Raw genomic sequence first — 17816 nt, forward strand, 5'->3', positions numbered from 1 at the left:
CCGGACCGCGCCGACCCCGGAGGGCCGACGCGGCGACGACGTTCACACGATCAGTGGAAGGTGTGCTCGGGGCCGGGGAACTGGTGGCCCTTCACCTCGGCCGCGAACTGCTCCGCCGCCGACTTCATCACGCCCGCCACGTCGGCGTACCGCTTCACGAACCGCGGCGCGCGACCCCGGCGCAGGCCCATCATGTCCTGCCACACGAGCACCTGCGCGTCGGTGTCCGGTCCCGCGCCGATGCCGACGGTGGGGATGCGCAGGTCGTGCGTGATCTGCTTGGCGACCTCGCTGGTCACCATCTCCAGCACCACCGCGAACGCGCCTGCGGCCTCGACGGCGTGCGCGTCCTCGACCACCGAGTCGAAGGCGTCGTTGCGCCCCTGCACCCGGTAGCCGCCGAGCTGGTGCTCGCTCTGCGGGGTGAAGCCGATGTGCGCCATGACCGGGATGCCCGCCCGCACGATGGCCTCGATGTGCGGTGCGAAGTGCTTCCCGCCTTCGAGCTTCACCGCGTGCGCGCGGCCTTCCTTCATGAACCGCACGGCCGTCGCCACGGCCTGCTCCACCGACACCTGGTAGGAGCCGAACGGCAGGTCGGCCACGACCAGCGCCCGCTTCACCGACCGCGTCACGCCCCGGACCAGCGGGATCAGCTCGTCCACGGTCACCGGCAGCGACGTGTCGTAGCCGTAGACGTTGTTGGACGCGGAGTCGCCGACCAGCAGCACCGGGATGCCCGCCTCGTCGAACAGCTCCGCGGTGTACATGTCGTACGCGGTGAGCATGGGCCACGGCTCGCCGCGTTCCTTCATCTCCCGCAGGTGGTGGATGCGCACCTTCTTGCCGGTGGGGGCGCTGCCCGCCCCGTTGCCGTAGGGTGCGGTTACCTCTGTCGAGGTCATCGTCGACCGTCCTCCCTCGGGGCCTGCTCCGTCGCGGGTCCCCGGGCCTTGTTGCACGGTTACCCGACCAGCGTGACACCGACACCGGGCGAATTGCGCGGAGTGCGAGACGCTTCACATGCCTCGCCCACCACCTCGCGAGCCCGGCTGATCAGGAGTACGGTGCCGCCCGCCCGACCGCCCCTCCCGGGGCTGCCGCGGCACGGCGGGCGGACCGCCCGGCAGTCGTCAGGCCCTCGGCGTGAGCAGTCCCGCCCGCGCCCGGATCTCCGCCGTGGCGGCGGCGAGGTCGGTCGGGTCGGTGATGGTGGTGTTGCCCTCGTAGGTGACGCCGTCCGGCACGGCGTCGCTGCCCACCGGGTCGGCGTCCCAGAAGTTGCCCCGGTAGGTGACGTGCTCCAACGGCGGGTAGACGTGCAGGACGGAGGTGTTGTCCGCGCGGGCGACCACGTTGCCCTCGACCTCCACCCACGTGGCCCCGTAGTCGGTGTAGAGGCCGAAGTTGTACGGCGTGCGGGTGTCCTCGATCACGTTCCCGCTGATCACGGCCCCGTGGTCGGCCGAACCCTGCGGGCCGGACAGGTACACGCCGCCGCCGTCGGCCAGCACACCCATGGTCCGGGTCACGAGGTTGCGCGTGACGCTGGTGCCGCCGCGCGACGGACCGGCCACGATGCCGTTGTGCGGCACGTCGTGCACGTGGTTGTGCGTGACGACGCAGTCCTCGGTGTCCAGGAACGTGATCCCGGCCGATCCGGAGTGGTCCAGCCCGACGTGCCGCACCAGGTTGTCCTCCACCAGCGCCTTCCGCGTGCCGGTGACGGCGATGGCGGACGCGGCCAGGGAGTCGAAGTCGCAGCCGCGCACCACGAGGTCCGCGCCGCCGGTCGCGCCGAGCCCGGTCGCGCCCAGCCTGGTGAACCGGCAGCCCTCGAACCGCACCCCGGTCGTCCCGTCCAGCCGCACGCAGGCCGGGATCTGCTCCGTCTCCTCCGGCACGGTCAGCCACGCGCCCTCGGCGGGCTCGACCTTCCCGATCCGGCCACCGTCGTAGTAGCCGTTCGAGTGGTAGTGCAGGAAACCCCGGTCACTGCCCGGCCGCAGCCACGTCGTGTCGGCGAACACCACGCCCCGGAACGCCACGTCCCGGACGCCGGTGGCCCGCACCAGCACCTCCAGCACGGGCACGACGACGTGCGGCTCCTCGTCCGGGAGGGGCAGGTAGTGCAGGGCGTGCCTGCCGGGCCGCGAGCGGTCCAGCGCGAACGTGCCCCCGGTCAGGAACGTCGGGTCGTTCTCCACCCTGGTCGGCGCCGGCGGACCCGACATGGTCTGGCCGAACCACTCGGAGTTGTAGACGTCCACGGCCCAGCCGAACGCGGGCTGCGCCATCGTGATCTCGCCGTCCGGGCTGACGGACGCGACCGCCGTGCGTGCTTCCGTCCACGGGTAGACGCCCCGGTGCACGAACTCGACGCTCGACGCGTTGCGCCAGTTCAGCGGGGCGTCCGTGGCGTAGCCGGTGGCCGTGCGGCGAACCGCGCCGGGCAGCCCGTCCACGCCGGCCCGTTCGACCCGCCGCCCGTTCACCACGAGGTGGCGGGTGACCAGGTCGCCGACGTCGGCCACCCACACGCCGTCCGGCCCCCGCCGCCCGGCGACCTCGCGCCCGCCGCTGACGACGACCTCCTCCCGCGCGTCGGTGCCGTAGCCGAACGCCTGGTAGACGACCCGGGAGTCCTCCTCGGTCAGCTCCAACGGCTCGGTGAGCACGTGCGTGCCCGCCCTGAGGTGCACGGTGACGTCACCGCCCACCTCCCGGGCGGCGCGTCGTGCACGCTCCAGCGTGCGGAACGGGTGGTCGGCCGTGCCGGCGGCGGAGTCGTCCCCGGCAGGGGAGACGTGGAAATCGGTCATGAGCAGTCCCCAAGGTTGTTTATGCCGTAAACAGCAAGAGGTATACCATGGAGGCGTGATGGGGAAAACGGGCGATCCCGACCGCTCGGTCGAACTGCTGTGGGACGGGCGGGGAGGGCTGAGCCTGGCGGCGATCGTGGGCGCGGCGGTCGAGGTGGCCGACGCGGAGGGCCTGTCCGGGCTGTCCATGCGCAAGGTCGCCGAACGGCTCGGCTTCACCACCATGTCGCTGTACCGGCACGTGCCGGGCCGCGACCACCTGGTCGACCTCATGCGTGACGCCGTGCTCGGCGACCCACCCGAAGTGACGGGCGGTGGCTGGCGGTCGGACCTGGAGGTGTTCGCTCGGCACGCCTGGGAGCTGCGCAAACTCCACCCCTGGCTGGCCGAGGTCCCCGCTCGGTCCGTGCCCGGTCCCAACGCCCTGGCGCACTACGAGCACGCGTTGGGCATCCTCGCCGATACCGGACTGGAACCGGCCGAGGTCGTCGCGGCGGTCGGGCTGGTCGGCCGGTTGGTGGACGCCGAGGCGTCCGCGCTGGTCGAGGCCGCGCGGGCGGAACGCGGCACGGGTGTCAGCGATGAGGAGTGGTGGGGCGCGCGGGACACGCTGTACGCCCACTTCGACCGCTACCCGACCCTGACCCGGCTGTGGGAGACCGGTGGCTTCGACCAGTCGGACTCGTTCGGGTTCGGCTTGGCGCGGGTGCTCGACGGCATCGAGCTGCTGATCGAAAAGCGTGATGTAAAGCGTGATGAAACCTGTCAAGTGTGTGGCAAACCGGTGGCGCGAGCCGCGTCCGGGCGGCCCCGCGCGTACTGCTCGCGGGCGTGCCAGCAACGCGCCTACCGCAACCGCCGGTCGACGTGAGCCGACCGGCGGGCGGCTCGGCCGTCCTCAGACCTGCACGGTCGGCAGCACGATGAGCTGCCGCAGGTTCACCTGCTTGGGCCTGCTGGTGGCGAAACCGACCACGTCACCGATGTCGGCCGCGTCCAGAGGCGGCACGTCCTGCCGCCACTGCGCCAAGTGCGCCGACACCTCCGGGTTGTCGATGTGGTCGGGCAGCTCGCTGTGCACCAGGCCGGGCTCGATGTTGGTCACCCGGACGCCCTTCGGACCCAGCTCGGTGCGCAGGTTCGCCGACAGGTGCGTGACGGCGGCCTTCGTGGCGGTGTAGACGGCGTAGTTGGGGAACGTCAGGTGCGCGGCGATGGACGAGATGTTCACCAGGTCGGCAGTGCCGGTCGCACCCGCCTCGACCAGGTCGGCGGTGAACGCCTTGGTCACGTTCAGCAGGCCCTTGACGTTCGTGTCGATCATCCGGTCCCACTCGTCGTCCCGGCCTTCGGTGAGCGGGTTGGCGAGCATCACGCCCGCGTTGTTGACCACCAGGTCGACCCGCCCGAAGGCGGTGTGGATCGCCTTCACGGCCACGGTGAGGTCACCGGTCACGTCGGCGGCGACGGCGAGCGCCTGCCCACCCTCGGCGGTGATCTTGTCGGCCAGGTCCGTGAGTCGCTCCGCCCGACGGGCCAGCAGCGCGACCCTGGCCCCCGAACGGGCGAGGACGAGCGCGATCTCGGCGCCGATGCCGCTCGCGGCACCGGTGACAACAGCAGTGCGGTTGTTCAGGTCATAGCTCATGGCAACAACATTGGACCTGGTCAGCCCTGGTACCAGAGGCTCTGCTCAGCCTGTGGAGCGCCGTTCCCTAGGACTGTCGGTACCCAGGCTCCGGACCCCGATCGCGGCCATACTGGAGAGGTGAACCACGACCTCGGCGAATTCCTCCGCAGCCGCCGGGCGCGCGTCCGGCCCGACGACGTGGGCCTGCCCGGCGGTGGTCGACGGCGCGTCCCCGGCCTGCGCCGCGAGGAACTGGCGTTGCTGGCCGGCGTGAGCGTGGACTACTACATGCGCCTCGAACAGGGACGCACCCCGGCCGTGTCGGACTCGGTGCTCGACGCCGTCGCCCGCGTGCTGCGGCTGGACGAGACCGAACGCGCCCACCTGCGCAACCTGGTCCGTCCCGCACCGGCGAAGCGCCCCGCGCCCCAGCGCGTCCGGCCGGGCCTGCGGCGGTTGGTGGACATGATGGACGACGTGCCCGCGTTCGTGATGGGCCGCCGCACGGACATCCTCGCCTGGAACCCGCTGGCCGGGGCGCTGTACGGCTTCGACGACCTGCAGCCGGAGGACCTCAACTGTCGCGTGGGGTTTGGCGTTCGAGGAGAGCGCTCAAGTTGTGTCCGAAGACGGCAGCCTCCGGATGAGCCTGCAAGGTCCGGAGAGCTGCCTGCACCTGTTCAAGGGTTCCGAGCTGCTGTCGATCTGAGTCGACAAAAACTCTTGTCAAGACAAACTGTCTTGTCTTAGGCTCAGGGCATGTCCTTCCAGGCGTACCTCGACACCATCGAACGCAAGACCGGCAAGACCCCGGCCGAGCTGCTGGCCGAGGCAGGCGACCGCGGCTACGACGCGACCACCAAGGCAGGCGTCGTCCTCCAGTGGCTGAAGGACGACTACGACCTGGGCCGCGGTCACGGCATGGCGCTCTACCACGTGCTGAAGAACGGCACCACGATCAGCGACAAGCACGTCGGCAGCACCGGCGCCCACCGGGACGACTCCACGACCCTGCGGATCGACGGCCTCGCCCACCGCTGATCAGGAACAGCGCGTGCCCTCGGCCGGCAGCTCCAGCTCGATCAGGTAAGCGTGCCCGGCCTCGTCCACGCAGTCGTTGCCGTGGAAGTAGACGGTGTGCTGGTTGCCCTCGAACGTGAGCAGCCCGCCGCCCAACTCCTTCGCCAGGCTGACCCCGGCCTCGTACGGCGTGGCCGGGTCGCCCGTCGTCGAGATCACCAGCACGGGCGGCAGGCCGGACACCGGCTTGTGCTCCTGCACGCTCGGCGGCACGGGCCAGAACGCGCACGCGTCCAGCGCGGCGCCCGGCGGCTGGCCGTCGTCCAGGAACGGCGCCGCCGCCTTGTACCGCCGCGCCACGTCGTTCAGCACGTTCTTGTCCGTCACGCGCGGCTCGTCCACGCACTTCACCGCCACGAACGCGTCGGTGATCGTGGAGTACCGCCCTTCCTTGTCCCGGTCGAAGTAGTTGTCCGCCAACAGCAGCAGCACCTCACCGCGGTTGTTCTTCAGCTCCGTCAACCCGGTGTTCAGCGGCGCCCACAGCTCCTCCGAGTACATCGCCTGGATCGCGCCGGTGATCGCGTCGTTGTACGACAGCTTCCGCTCGCCCACCGCCACCGGCCGCTGCACCAGCGGCAGGGTCAGGTCCCGGAACACCTGGTTGGCCTTCGACGGGTCGTTGCCCAACGCGCAGTCCTGCCGCGGCGCGCACCACGCGGCGAACGCGTCGAACGCCTTCTGGAACCCGGCGCCCTGCGCGATCAGCGACTCCACCTGGTTCTGCGTCGGGTCGACCGCGCCGTCGAGCACGAGCGCCCGCACGTTGCCCGGGAACGCCTGCGCGTAAGCCGCGCCGATGTGCGTGCCGTACGAGTAGCCCAGGTAGGTCAGCTTCTCGTCGCCGAGCGCGGACCGCATGACGTCCAGGTCGCGCACGACGTCACGGGTGCCGACGTTGGCCAGCACCTCGACGCCGGTCACGGACGCGCACTTGTCCGCGTACGCCTTGTTCTCCGCCTCGGTCTGCGCCAGGCCCGCCGGTGACGTGTCGATGTCGGTGTCGAGCCGGTCGGCGTCGCGTTCGGCGTCGGTCAGGCACCTGATCTGCGGCTCGCTCGCCCCGATGCCGCGCGGGTCGAACCCGATCAGGTCGAACCGCACGCCCACCGGCGACGACTTGACCTGCGCGCCCATCGCCGCCGCCGAGGCCATGCCGGACGCGCCCGGACCACCCGGGTTGATGATCAGCGAGCCGATCCGGTCGCCGCTCGCGCGCTGCCGCAGCAGGCCGACCTTGATCGTGCGGCCCTCGGGCTTGCTGTAGTCGAGGGGCACCTCCAGGCGGGCGCACTCGATCGACTTCTTGTTCTTGAACAGCGACGTCGTCGTCCCGGTCGTCGCGTACGGCGCGCAGTCCTCCCAGCCCAGCTGCTGGCCGTAGAACCGCTCCAACCCGGCGGGCACGGCACCCGCCGGCCCTCTCTGCTCCAACGCGGTACCGGCGGTGGGCGAGCCGGGCAGCACGCTCGTGCACGAGGCGAGGAGCGGGAGGGCGAGGAACAGCATCATCCGACGGCGCACATCCCGATCGTAGGTGTGACTCGTGGGACACAACGTCCGCCAAGGTTGCTCCGGGTGAGCGAGAATGCCCCCATGCCACAGCTCCGACTCGCCCTCGCCCAGGTCAATGCCTGTGTCGGCGACCTGGCGGGCAACACCGAACTCGTCGTCGAGTGGTCCCGCAAGGCCGTGGAGGCGGGCGCCCACCTCGCGGTCTTCCCTGAGATGGCGCTGACCGGGTACCCGGTCGAGGACCTGGCGCTGCGCGTGTCGTTCGCGGAGGCGTCCAAACAGGCCCTGACCGCGCTCGCGACCAGGCTGGACGGCGCGGGGTGCGGTGAGCTGGCGGTGTTCGTCGGCTACCTCGACCGCGACGAGCGCGGCATGCGCAACGCCGCCGCCGTGCTCCACCGGGGCGAGGTGGTGGCCCGGCAGCACAAGCACCACCTGCCGAACTACGGCGTGTTCGACGAGCGGCGGTACTTCACGCCCGGCGACTCGCTGGACGTCGTGCGCGTGCACGGCGTCGAGGTCGGCATGGTGATCTGCGAGGACCTGTGGCAGGACGGCGGGCCGATCGCCGCGCTCGGTGAGGCGGGCGTGGACCTGGTGGTCTCGCCGAACGCGTCGCCGTACGAGCGGAAGAAGGACGACGCCCGGTTGCCGCTGGTGGCGCGGCGCGCGGTCGAGGCGGGTGCGCCGCTGGCGTACGTGAACCTGATCGGCGGGCAGGACGAGCTGGTGTTCGACGGTGACACGATGGTGGTCGGCGCGGACGGTTCGCTGATCACGCGTGCGCCGCAGTTCGTGGAGCACTTGGTAGTGCTGGACCTGGACCTCCTCGAGGGCACGCCCCGCACGGAAGGCAGCTACGGCGGGTTCGTGGTCCACCGCCGGTCCTTGACCCACGACCCGCTCCCGGCCTACGACCCGCTGCCCGTGCCGCAGCCCGCCGAGCCGCTGTCCGACGAGGCGGAGGTGTGGCACGCGCTCGTCACCGGGCTGCGCGACTACGTCCACAAGAACGGCTTCCGCTCGGTCGTTCTCGGGCTGTCGGGCGGCATCGACTCGGCGGTGGTGGCCGCGTTGTCGGTGGACGCCCTCGGTGCCGACCACGTGTACGGCGTGTCCATGCCCTCGGTCTACTCGTCGGACCACTCGAAGTCCGATGCCTACGACCTGGCCCAGCGCACCGGCTGCCACTACTCGGAGCAGCCGATCGCGGGCATGGTCAGCGCGTTCGTGGACCAGCTCGGGCTGACCGGGCTGGCGGAGGAGAACGTCCAGGCGCGGTGCCGGGGCGTCACGTTGATGGGGTTGTCGAACCAGCACGGCCACCTGGTGCTGGCCACCGGCAACAAGACCGAGCTGGCCGTCGGCTACTCGACCATCTACGGCGACGCGGTCGGCGGGTTCGCGCCGATCAAGGACGTGCTCAAGACGCTGGTGTGGGACTTGGCGCGGTGGCGCAACGCGGAGGCCGAGAAGCTCGGCGAGCTGCCGCCGATCCCGGAGAACTCGATCACCAAGCCGCCGTCGGCCGAACTGCGGCCCGGCCAGGTCGACACCGACTCGCTGCCGGACTACGAACTGCTCGACTCGGTGCTGGACGACTACGTGGAGGGGGACAAGGGCTACCGCGACCTCATCGCGATGGGGTTCTCGCACGAGCTGGTCGACAAGGTGCTGCGCATGGTCGACAAGGCCGAGTACAAGCGCCGCCAGTACCCGCCGGGCACCAAGATCACGTTCAAGGCCTTCGGCCGTGACCGCCGGCTCCCGATCACCAGCGGCTGGCGCGAGGGCTGATCACCCGCCGTCAGGCGGTGGCCGTCGTCCCGGTGGGCGTGGCCGCCGCCTTGGCGCGGGGCTCGCGGCCGGTGCCGACCGCGCCCGCGATCGCCAACGCCCCGAAGACGATCAGCACGACCGCCAGCAGCCACACCAACGCGATCAGGCTCGCCACCGGCCACACCAGCACCACGATCCCGCCGATCGCGGTGACGACGCCGGAGAACACCGCCCACCCACTCGTGCCGACACCGTGGAAGACCTCGGCGACCCCGCCCACGACCCAGGTCGCGCCGAGCAGCAGCGCCAGCACCGCGATGGTCTGGAACGGCGCCCGCAGGCACAGGATGCCCGCGACCAACGCCAACAACCCGGCCACCGCGAGCAGCCACCGCTGCCGCCCCGGCTCACCCCCGGCGAACGAGCTCACGAGCCAGAACACGCCGGTGACCAGCATCTGCAAGCCGAACAGCACCGCCGCCGTGAGCAGCGTGAGCCCCGGCCACAGCAACACCGCCGGCCCGATCAGCAGCGTGATCGCCCCGAAGGCGATCCACAACCCCCGCCCGCGCCCGGCTCGCGCCTCACCTCGGCCAGCCTGACCAGCGGTGTTCGCATCGGGATGTGTCATGCGGCCATCGTCCGTCGACCCGACCGCCCCCGCAGGGCCACGGTTCACTCGTCCGAGTGGTTCGCCTCCGTCGGAGAACCGGCACGCGGCAGCCGCAACGACACCACCGCACCGACCACGCAGATCACCGCCGTGATCCAGAAGATCTCGTGGTATTCCGTCAGCAGCGCCGCCGTCAGCGCCTCCCGGTAGGCCTCCGCCTTCTCGGCGAACTCCTCGGGCGTCATCCCGAACGGCAGCGGCGTGTCCAGGTCGGCCGTCAGTTCCCGGAACCGGTGCAGCCCCCAAGCCGACAACCCGGCCACGCCCACCAGCATCCCGGTCATCCGCGCCACGACCACGGCCGCCGAGGCGACACCGTGCTGCGCCGCCGGCACGACCCGCAGCACCGCCGCCGACACCGGCGCGATCACCAGCCCCAACCCGAACCCGGCCACCGCCAGGTCCCGGCCCACCACGAACGACGTCACCGTGGCCGGCCACTGCGCGATCAGCGCGTACGCCCCGCCGGCCACCACCAATCCCACGAACGAGACCCACCGGTCACCCAACCGGGTCCGCGCCGCCAACCACCCGCCGACCAGCGCACCCACCGGCAACGCGATCAGGAACCGCGCCAGCATCCCCGCCGCCGCGGCCGAGTCACGCCCCAGGACGGTCTGCGCGAACAGCTCCACGTCCACCAATGTCACCATCAACGCCGCCCCGGCCGCCAACGACACGCCCAGCGACGCCAGGAACGGCCCCATGGTCACCCCCGCCGGGTCCAGCAGCCGCACCGACGACCGCCGCTCCCACAGCACGAACCCGACGAACACCACCGCCGACGCACCCAACGCCGGCCAGCCCCAGGACGGCAGCACCGACCGTGCCGGATCGGGGTTGTAGAGGGCGACCACCAGCAACGACAGCGCCAACGCCAACAAAGCGCCACCGACGAAGTCGATCCGCACCGACGACCGCACCGACCGCGGCACGGTCACCTGCACGACCGCCATCGCGACGGCGGCCAGCGGCAGGTTCACCCAGAACACCCACCGCCAGCTCTGCGGCTCCACGGACTCGAAGAACGACCAGGCGTTGAACAACGATGCCAACCCGACCCCGTACAGCGTGCCCAGCACGCTGCCCAACTCCTGCGCCGCGCCCACCACGCCCAACGCCGACGCACGCCGCTCAGCGGCCCACAGATCGGCGACCAACGCCATCGTCACCGGCAGCAACGCCCCACCGGCCAACCCCTGCACGACCCGCCCGGCCACCAGCAGCGGCAGGTCGCCCGCCAGCGCCGTCACCGCCGAGCCGACCGCGAACCCGACCAGGCACAGGTGCAGCACCAACCGCCGCCCGAACCGGTCCGACAGCTGACCCAGCAACGGCATCCCGGCCACGTACCCGAGCAGGTACCCGGTCACCACGGGCGTCGCGCGTTCCAGGTGGTTCACCGGGATGCCCAGGTCACGCACCATGTCCACGAGCACGCCGACGACCACGTACGCGTCCAGCGCACCCAGCAGGACCGCCGTCGCACCGGCCCCGATCGCCAGCCGACGGGCCCTGACCGCACTCACCGCCGAACTCACGCGGGCGGCGAAACGGTGACGGGCTTATTGAAGTCGGACAGCTCGATCGTCACCTTCGCCCCGCTCGGCAACGTGAACAGCGCCTTCTGCAACCGCTCGTCCTTCACCGAGAACTCCGAGGCGACGTCGGCGTCGATGCCCGGCACCAGGCCCGCGACCACGTCCTTCGGCACGGTCGCCTGGACCACCGCCACGCCGTCGTCGTTCGACAGGGTCTTGGCGTCCCGCGCGTCCGCCAGCACCCGCGCCACGCCCTTGTCCGGGTTCAGGATCGCGGTCGGGTCGTACACCTGGCCCGCCAGCGCCGCGGGCAGCTTGGTGTACCCGCCGGTCGGCCCCTTGAAGTGCAGGTCCTGCCCGACCAGCACGTACTCGACCTCGATCAGCTGGCCGAACTGCTCGACCTTCGCCCGGCCCTGCGACTCGCCCGCCGCGTTCAGGTCGCCCTCGGCGTCCTTCACGGTCACGCCGGGCAGCTCGCCGTCGACCTTGATCGTGAAGTGCGTGCTGGTCACCGACTTCATCCCCGCGGACGCCTTGGCCAGCAGGTCCGGCCCGTCGGGCAGGGAACCGCCGCCACCACCGGACGACGTGCAGCCCGCCACGAGTGCGAGCACGAGCGACCCGATCAGGGTGCGACGAGGGAGCATGGGGTGCATCGTAGATCCAGCCGCCCGACGGCACGGCGAAACACCGCCGCGAACCCGTGACCTGCGCGTTCACCTCGGCGTGGCAAACGGCGCAGCACGTTCGGCCGAGTCGGCAACGCGCGGTTAACCGGTCTTACCTAGGCTTCAGGTCATGAACCGCCAGCAGGAGTTCGTGCTCCGCACCCTCGAGGAACGCGACATCCGGTTCGTCCGGCTCTGGTTCACCGACGTCCTGGGCTTCCTCAAGTCGGTGGCGATCGCGCCCGCGGAGCTCGAAGGTGCCTTCAGCGAGGGCATCGGCTTCGACGGCTCGGCCATCGAGGGCTTCGCCCGCGTGTACGAGTCGGACATGGTGGCCAAGCCCGACCCGTCGACGTTCCAGGTGCTGCCGTGGCAGACCCCGGACAAGAGCCACTACTCGGCGCGGATGTTCTGCGACATCGCCATGCCGGACGGTTCCCCGTCGTGGGCCGACCCGCGGCACGTGCTGCGCCGCACCCTGGCCAAGGCCAGCGAGGCGGGCTTCACCTGCTACGTGCACCCCGAGATGGAGTTCTTCCTGCTCAAGGGCCTGCCCGACGACGGGAGCGAGCCCGTCCCGGCGGACAACGGCGGTTTCTTCGACCAGACCAGCCACGAGACCGCGACCCACTTCCGCCGCCACGCCATCGAGGCGCTGGAGGCGATGGGCATCTCGGTCGAGTTCAGCCACCACGAGGGCGCGCCCGGCCAGCAGGAGATCGACCTGCGCTACGCCGACGCCCTGACCATGGCCGACAACGTGATGACGTTCCGGTACGTGATCAAGGAAGTCGCGATCACCCAGGGCGTGCGCGCCTCGTTCATGCCGAAGCCGTTCACCGACCAGCCCGGCAGCGGCATGCACACGCACGTGAGCCTGTTCGAGGGCGACCGCAACGCGTTCTACGACGCCGAGGACCCGTACCAGCTGTCCGACACCGGCAAGATGTTCGTCGCCGGGCTGTTGAAGCACGCCCGTGAGATCTCCGGCGTGACCAACCAGTGGGTGAACTCCTACAAGCGACTGATCGTGGGTGGCGAGGCGCCGACGGCCGTGTGCTGGGGCCACGCGAACCGGTCCGCGCTGGTCCGCGTGCCGATGTACTCGCCGGGCAAGTCGTCGTCGCGGCGGGTCGAGATCCGCTCGCTCGACTCGGCCTGCAACCCGTACCTCGCGTACGCGGTGATCCTCGCGGCCGGGCTCAAGGGCATCGAGAAGGGCTACGAGCTGCCACCACCCGCCGAGGACGACGTGTGGTCGCTGACCGACCGCGAGCGGCGTGCCGCCGGGTACGACAACCTGCCGCAGAACCTCGGCGAGGCGTTGACCGAGATGGAGAACTCCGAACTGCTCCCCGAAGCGCTGGGCGAGCACGTGTACGACTTCTTCCTGCGCAACAAGCGGGCCGAGTGGGACGGCTACCGCCGCAGCGTGACGCCGTACGAGCTGCGCAACCTGTTGCCGGTCCTGTGAGGGAGACACCAGTGCGGGTGGTCCACACCGGGCACTCGGAGAAGCTAGGTTTGCAGACCGTGACCGAGGTGCCCGCGCGTTCGGAATCCCGTCCCACGTTCATCGCCTGCACGGTGGCGACCGCCGCCGAGCTGCCCGCGGTGAAGGTGCTGTCCAGCTCGTTCCTGGCCAACCACCCGCAGGCCAGGTTCATGGCGTTGGTGGTCGACGCCCTGCCGGAGAACTCCGGTCCGGGCCTGGTCACCCCCGCCGACCTGGGGATGAGCCGGGAGGAACTGGCCGAGCTGGCGACCGGCTGCACGGCGTCGCAGCTGTGCGGCGTGCTGCGGCCCACGCTGCTGGAACAGCTGCTCGGTCAAGGCGTGCCGGTGCTGTACCTGGACCCGTGGGTGCAGGTCCTCAACCCGCTGACCGACCTGGTCGAGTCCGCCGCCCGCCGCGGCCCGCTGGTCCTGCTGCCGAGGGCGCTGCGACCGCTGCCGGACGACGGCCTGCGCCCCACGCCGACCGAACTGCTCGAAACGGGCGTCTTCGACCCCGGTTTCCTGCTGGTCGCGCCGGGCGCCGAGCCGTTCCTGCGCTCCCTGGGCGAGCAACTGCGCCGGACGCCGGACGCCACCAAGGCCGTGCTCGACATGGCGCCCGCACTGGTGAACCTGCACGTCCTGCGTGACGCGACGGTCGGCCTGTCGGTGTGGAACGCGGCGCAACGCGACCTCCACCGCCGCCCGGACGGCACGTTGACGACGATCGGCGAGCCGGTCCGCAGCGTCCACTTCGCCGGCTTCGACCCCCACCGCCCGTGGCTGCTGTCGGCGGACTTCGCCGACCGCCCCCGGGTCCTGCTCTCGGAACACCCGGAACTGGCCGAACTCTGCACGACCTACCGCGCGGAACTGGTGCGCAAGGGCCACACCGCCCAGCGGGTCCGCTACGGCTTCGGCCAACTCGCCGACGGCACCCAGATCCCGGACGAACTGCGCGCGGACTACCGCGAAGCCGCCAGGACCCACCCGGGCTCCGCCTTCAGCGCCGAAAGCCGACCCCCCACCCCAACCGGTCTGGTCACCCCGACCGAGCCAACCAACCCGACCGCTCAGGTTGCCCCGGTCGCCCCAGTCGCCCCGGTCATCTCGACTGGCCCGGTCACCTTGAGCGGGCCGGTCGCCTCGACCCAGCCCGCCGCCGAGGCCGAGCCGATCACGGATGCCGCGCTTCCCACCGCCGTCGAGCCGATCGCCAAGACCGTGCCGACCACCGAGGCCGAGCCCACTGCCGACGCCGGACCCGCGGAGCCCGCCGCCGACGCCCAGCCCGCGGAGCCCGCCGCCGACGCGCAGCCCGCCACCGAGGCCGAGCCCGTCGCGGAGGCCGACCAGCCGACACCCGCGTCCGTGTCCGGGCAGATCGAGCCGAGCACCGCCGGCACCGAATCGACCAGCGCCGCGGCACCCGCGATCAACGGCACTCCTGTCCCCGCTACCGGCGGCGAGCCCGCGAGCCGTGTCGCCGCGCCTGCCGCAGCTGTCGTTGCCTCGCCGCCCGCAGTCGCCGCCGCACCTCCCGTGGTTGCCTCGCCGCCCGTTGCCGCACCTCCCGCAGTTGTCCCACCTCCCGCCGGTGCCGCGTCCCCAGCCCGAACCACCCCACCGCCGGCCTTCGGCCCAGACAGCGGAGCGGGCTTCGTCGCCTGGGCCAGCGAACCCGTACCCGACCTCCCCGGCAGCACGCGCTGGGCCGCCGCCCTCTGGCGTTCCGACGAAGCCCTCCGCACCCAGTTCCCCGACCCGTTCGGCGCGGACGGCGCGGCCTTCCGCGACTGGTGCGCGAGCGTCGGCGTGGCCGCAGGCCGGTTGCCGGTCGACGCCGTGCCCCGCCCCCGCGCCGAAGCACCCGTGCTGCACGACCAGCTCGGCGTCTCCGTCCTCGGCACCGGCCCGATCGCCGAACTCGTCCACGCCGCCGCCCGAGCGTCCGGCCTGCCGACCTCCACCATCGCCGGCTACCCGGTCGTGATCCGCGTCGGCACCACCGAACGAGTCCCGGACAGCCGTTTCGTCGTCGACTACCTCCTCGACGACGACCAGCCGACCGACGCCGCCGAACTCTGGGTCCCCTCCGAGACGACCCGCGCCACCCTCGAACGCCCCGGCGGCCCGACCGTCCGCGTCCTCCCGCTCCCGGTCCCGGAAGCCGACGACCGCACCCCCGAGTCACACGAAGGCGTGATCTTCGGCGCCCTCGCCGACCACGCCGTCGACCGCGCGGGCAACGTGCTGGGCGCCGTCTCCGCGTTCCTCTCCGCCTTCCCCGACCGCAACGACGTCACGTTGCGCATCGAGGTCACCCACGCGGACGCGCACCCCGAAGCCGCCGAACGACTGCGCCTCGCCACCGCCGCCGACCAGCGCATCGAGCTGGTCGACGCGCTCGGCGACGTCGACTGCCTCGTCCACCTGCACCGGGGCGGTGCGTGCGACCGGATCGCGCACACCCTCGCCCGGCACGCCGCCGAGGCCACGCCGATCCTGACCTCCGACCACGGCGCGGTCGCCGAGCTGTTCGACCGCGGCGCGGCGATCTTCGTGCCGTGCCGCCAAGGTGTCGAACCCGACGTCCAGGCCGCCGCCAAGCTCATGCGCGCGCTCGCCCAGGACCTGCCGACGGCCGTCGCGATCGGCATCAAGGGCCGCGACCACGTACGCGCCACCCGTGACGTCACCAAGATCGGCGAAGTCCTCCGCGAACGCGTCGAGCACGCCTACCGCGGCTGGCGCGCCCGCCGGGCCAAGCCCGCGCCGACCGTCGACCCGCTCAAGGCCTTGCACGCCGCCAAGCACGCCCTGCTGCGCCAACCCGACGTCGGCACGGCCAGCCGCACGCCCATGGCACCGCAGCTGCGCAAGGTGGTCCTGCGCGTCCTCGACCACTACGACAACCACATGCGCGACGTGCTCACGTCCCTTGTCGACGGGGTCGAGCGCACGGTTTCCGAGCTGGTCCGCCGCCAGGACGACATCTCCACCGGCGTCGGTCTCGGCGAGCTGGAGGTGCTGCGCGCCGAGCTGGAGCAGCACGCCGAGCACCAGGGCCACCTCGCCGACCAGCTCGTCGGTGTGGACGACGGCGTCGTCCGGGTCCGCGCCGACATGGCGGGCCAAGGGCGGCGGCTGCGCGAGATCGAGGACACCGTCGTCGCCGAGGCCGCCAAGCGCGCCAAGCAGAACGACGTCCTGGCCCAGCGCATCGACAAGCTCGCCGTCGCCCTCGAACGCACCCTCGACCGGATCGACTCGCTCGAGTCCAAGGTCGTGGACGTCCTGCGGGAGCGCGACGCGAAGCTCGACGCGAGCGTGCGCGCCGCCAACCAGGCCCAGCAGACCGCCGACGCCCTGCGCCGCGTCGTGGTGCGCGAGCACGAACGGCACGGCGAGGCGGTGCCGCGCAGCTCGCTCGTGCTGACCGACGTCGGCCTGCTGCGCCTGCCGTCCGACGACGCGTTCATGCTCCCGATGCTGTCCAGCAACGGGGTGTGGGAGACGGACCTGTCGGAGCTGATCGACTCGGTGGTCGAGCCGGACGGCATCTTCCTCGACGTCGGCGCGTACGTCGGTTACCAGACCGTGCGCATGCTCAGCCGGTTCGGCACGGGCGGTGCGGTGGTCGCGGTGGAGCCGTGCCCGACCTCGCGGGCGCTGTTGCGGCACAACGTCGACGTCAACCTGCCCGAACGGGTGGCGCAACAGCTCGTCCTGGTCGACGCCGCCGCGTGGGAGAGCACCGGCGAGCTGGTCACCCAGCCGTCGTTGACCGGCGGGGTGTCGGTGGCGCCGCTGCCGGAGGGCGCCGGGGACGAGGTGCCACGGGTGCGTGCGGCCAGGCTCGACAAGGAGCTGGAGGCCGTGCCGTCGTTGCAGGGTCGAAAGCTGTCCGTCGTCCGAGTGGACGCGCCCGGTCGTGGTCACCGTGCGCTGGCGGGACTGGTGCGCTTGCTGCGCCGGGATCGCCCGCACGTGTTCCTGGAGTTCTCCGCCTCGGCGACGGAGGGTTTCGGCGACGATCCGGTCACGGTCTTGAAGGAGTTCCGCATCTGGGGCTACGACCTGGTGCCGGTGGCCACCCGCGAACCGGCGTCGCCGGAGCAGATCGTGGCCGCGATGCAGGGCATGCGGACCATCACGCTGTGGCTGCGACCGCGTCCCGTGGCGCCCAAGGGACCGGGTCCGCAGGTCGCGATGCCAGCCCGCACCGCTCCCGCAGGCCGCTGACCAGGCGATTTGACACCGGCGATGGTCATGAGTAACTTTTACCGAGTCGCCAGCAAGAACCTCGGAACGAGCGGTTGACACCGCGAATCGGGCCGAGTAGACTACTGCGGCGTCAAGCTCTCAGAAACGAATAAGCAGCACAGCGTGCTGCCTCCGCTCTGGAAACTGATACAAATTGAATGCGAAGCGAGTTCAGCGCGGAGCCGAGAAGCCGAAACCGGCCGATTTGACACCGCGAAAACGAGCGAGCTAAGCTTCAACCAGAACGAAACACAAAGCCCCGGAATGAACCGCGGTAAGACGCGGGACAAGATGGTGAGCGCGTGTTCTTTGAGAACTCAACAGCGTGCCGAATAGCCAGTA

13 protein-coding genes are annotated in these 17816 nt (G+C 71.2%); 6 read left to right on the plus strand and 7 right to left on the minus strand.

Features of this window, described 5'->3' with window-relative positions:
- Positions 1–50: 50 nt before the first annotated feature.
- Both panB and A6A25_RS30820 read right to left on the minus strand, forming a co-directional pair.
- Positions 51–905, minus strand: a complete 855-nt coding sequence (gene panB, locus A6A25_RS30815) for a 3-methyl-2-oxobutanoate hydroxymethyltransferase (RefSeq protein WP_073896112.1) — start codon at positions 903–905, stop codon at positions 51–53.
- A 228-nt stretch (positions 906–1133) separates the two neighbouring features.
- Positions 1134–2822 (minus strand): right-handed parallel beta-helix repeat-containing protein, encoded by a 1689-nt coding sequence (locus A6A25_RS30820; protein ID WP_073896114.1) that lies wholly within the window; start codon positions 2820–2822, stop codon positions 1134–1136.
- 58 nt (positions 2823–2880) lie between these two features.
- Between A6A25_RS30820 and A6A25_RS30825 the strand changes: the two genes are divergently transcribed.
- Complete coding sequence (locus A6A25_RS30825; RefSeq protein ID WP_073896115.1) at positions 2881–3693, plus strand: TetR/AcrR family transcriptional regulator; 813 nt, start codon at positions 2881–2883, stop codon at positions 3691–3693.
- Between the two features lie 27 nt (positions 3694–3720).
- Here A6A25_RS30825 and A6A25_RS30830 read toward each other — a convergent pair whose 3' ends face one another.
- A complete protein-coding gene (locus A6A25_RS30830; RefSeq protein ID WP_073896117.1) occupies positions 3721–4470 on the minus strand; it encodes an SDR family oxidoreductase in 750 nt (249 codons plus the stop codon).
- 120 nt (positions 4471–4590) lie between these two features.
- Between A6A25_RS30830 and A6A25_RS30835 the strand changes: the two genes are divergently transcribed.
- Positions 4591–5202, plus strand: coding sequence for an MmyB family transcriptional regulator (locus tag A6A25_RS30835; RefSeq protein WP_380733783.1), 612 nt, complete (start codon positions 4591–4593; stop codon positions 5200–5202).
- A gap of 9 nt (positions 5203–5211) precedes the next feature.
- A complete protein-coding gene (locus tag A6A25_RS30840) occupies positions 5212–5493 on the plus strand; it encodes a DUF4287 domain-containing protein (RefSeq protein WP_073896118.1) in 282 nt (93 codons plus the stop codon).
- On the opposite strand, the gene A6A25_RS30845 is transcribed toward A6A25_RS30840, so the two are convergent.
- Positions 5494–7056 (minus strand): alpha/beta hydrolase, encoded by a 1563-nt coding sequence (locus tag A6A25_RS30845; protein WP_073896120.1) that lies wholly within the window; start codon positions 7054–7056, stop codon positions 5494–5496.
- A gap of 72 nt (positions 7057–7128) precedes the next feature.
- Here A6A25_RS30845 and A6A25_RS30850 point away from each other — a divergent pair, with 72 nt between their 5' ends.
- Positions 7129–8844, plus strand: a complete 1716-nt coding sequence (locus tag A6A25_RS30850; RefSeq protein ID WP_073896121.1) for an NAD+ synthase — start codon at positions 7129–7131, stop codon at positions 8842–8844.
- Positions 8845–8854: 10 nt separating this feature from the next.
- On the opposite strand, the gene A6A25_RS30855 is transcribed toward A6A25_RS30850, so the two are convergent.
- Genes A6A25_RS30855 through A6A25_RS30865 form a run of 3 tightly spaced genes read right to left on the minus strand, consistent with a single transcriptional unit; the run spans position 8855 to position 11690 of the window.
- Positions 8855–9457 carry an HdeD family acid-resistance protein gene (locus A6A25_RS30855; protein ID WP_083668801.1) on the minus strand — a complete coding sequence of 201 codons (603 nt, stop codon included), beginning with the start codon at positions 9455–9457 and terminating at the stop codon, positions 8855–8857.
- A 44-nt stretch (positions 9458–9501) separates the two neighbouring features.
- The gene (locus tag A6A25_RS30860; protein WP_073896235.1) at positions 9502–11028 is read right to left on the minus strand and encodes an MFS transporter; all 1527 of its coding nucleotides are present in this window, start codon (positions 11026–11028) and stop codon (positions 9502–9504) included.
- Positions 11029–11036: 8 nt separating this feature from the next.
- A complete protein-coding gene (locus tag A6A25_RS30865; RefSeq protein ID WP_073896236.1) occupies positions 11037–11690 on the minus strand; it encodes an LppX_LprAFG lipoprotein in 654 nt (217 codons plus the stop codon).
- 151 nt (positions 11691–11841) lie between these two features.
- Between A6A25_RS30865 and A6A25_RS30870 the strand changes: the two genes are divergently transcribed.
- Positions 11842–13185, plus strand: coding sequence for a glutamine synthetase family protein (locus tag A6A25_RS30870; RefSeq protein WP_073896124.1), 1344 nt, complete (start codon positions 11842–11844; stop codon positions 13183–13185).
- A 59-nt stretch (positions 13186–13244) separates the two neighbouring features.
- A complete protein-coding gene (locus tag A6A25_RS30875; protein ID WP_143193506.1) occupies positions 13245–17453 on the plus strand; it encodes an FkbM family methyltransferase in 4209 nt (1402 codons plus the stop codon).
- Positions 17454–17816: the final 363 nt, after the last annotated feature.

It is taken from the genome of Saccharothrix sp. CB00851, assembly GCF_001905065.1.
Lineage (GTDB): Bacteria > Actinomycetota > Actinomycetes > Mycobacteriales > Pseudonocardiaceae > Actinosynnema.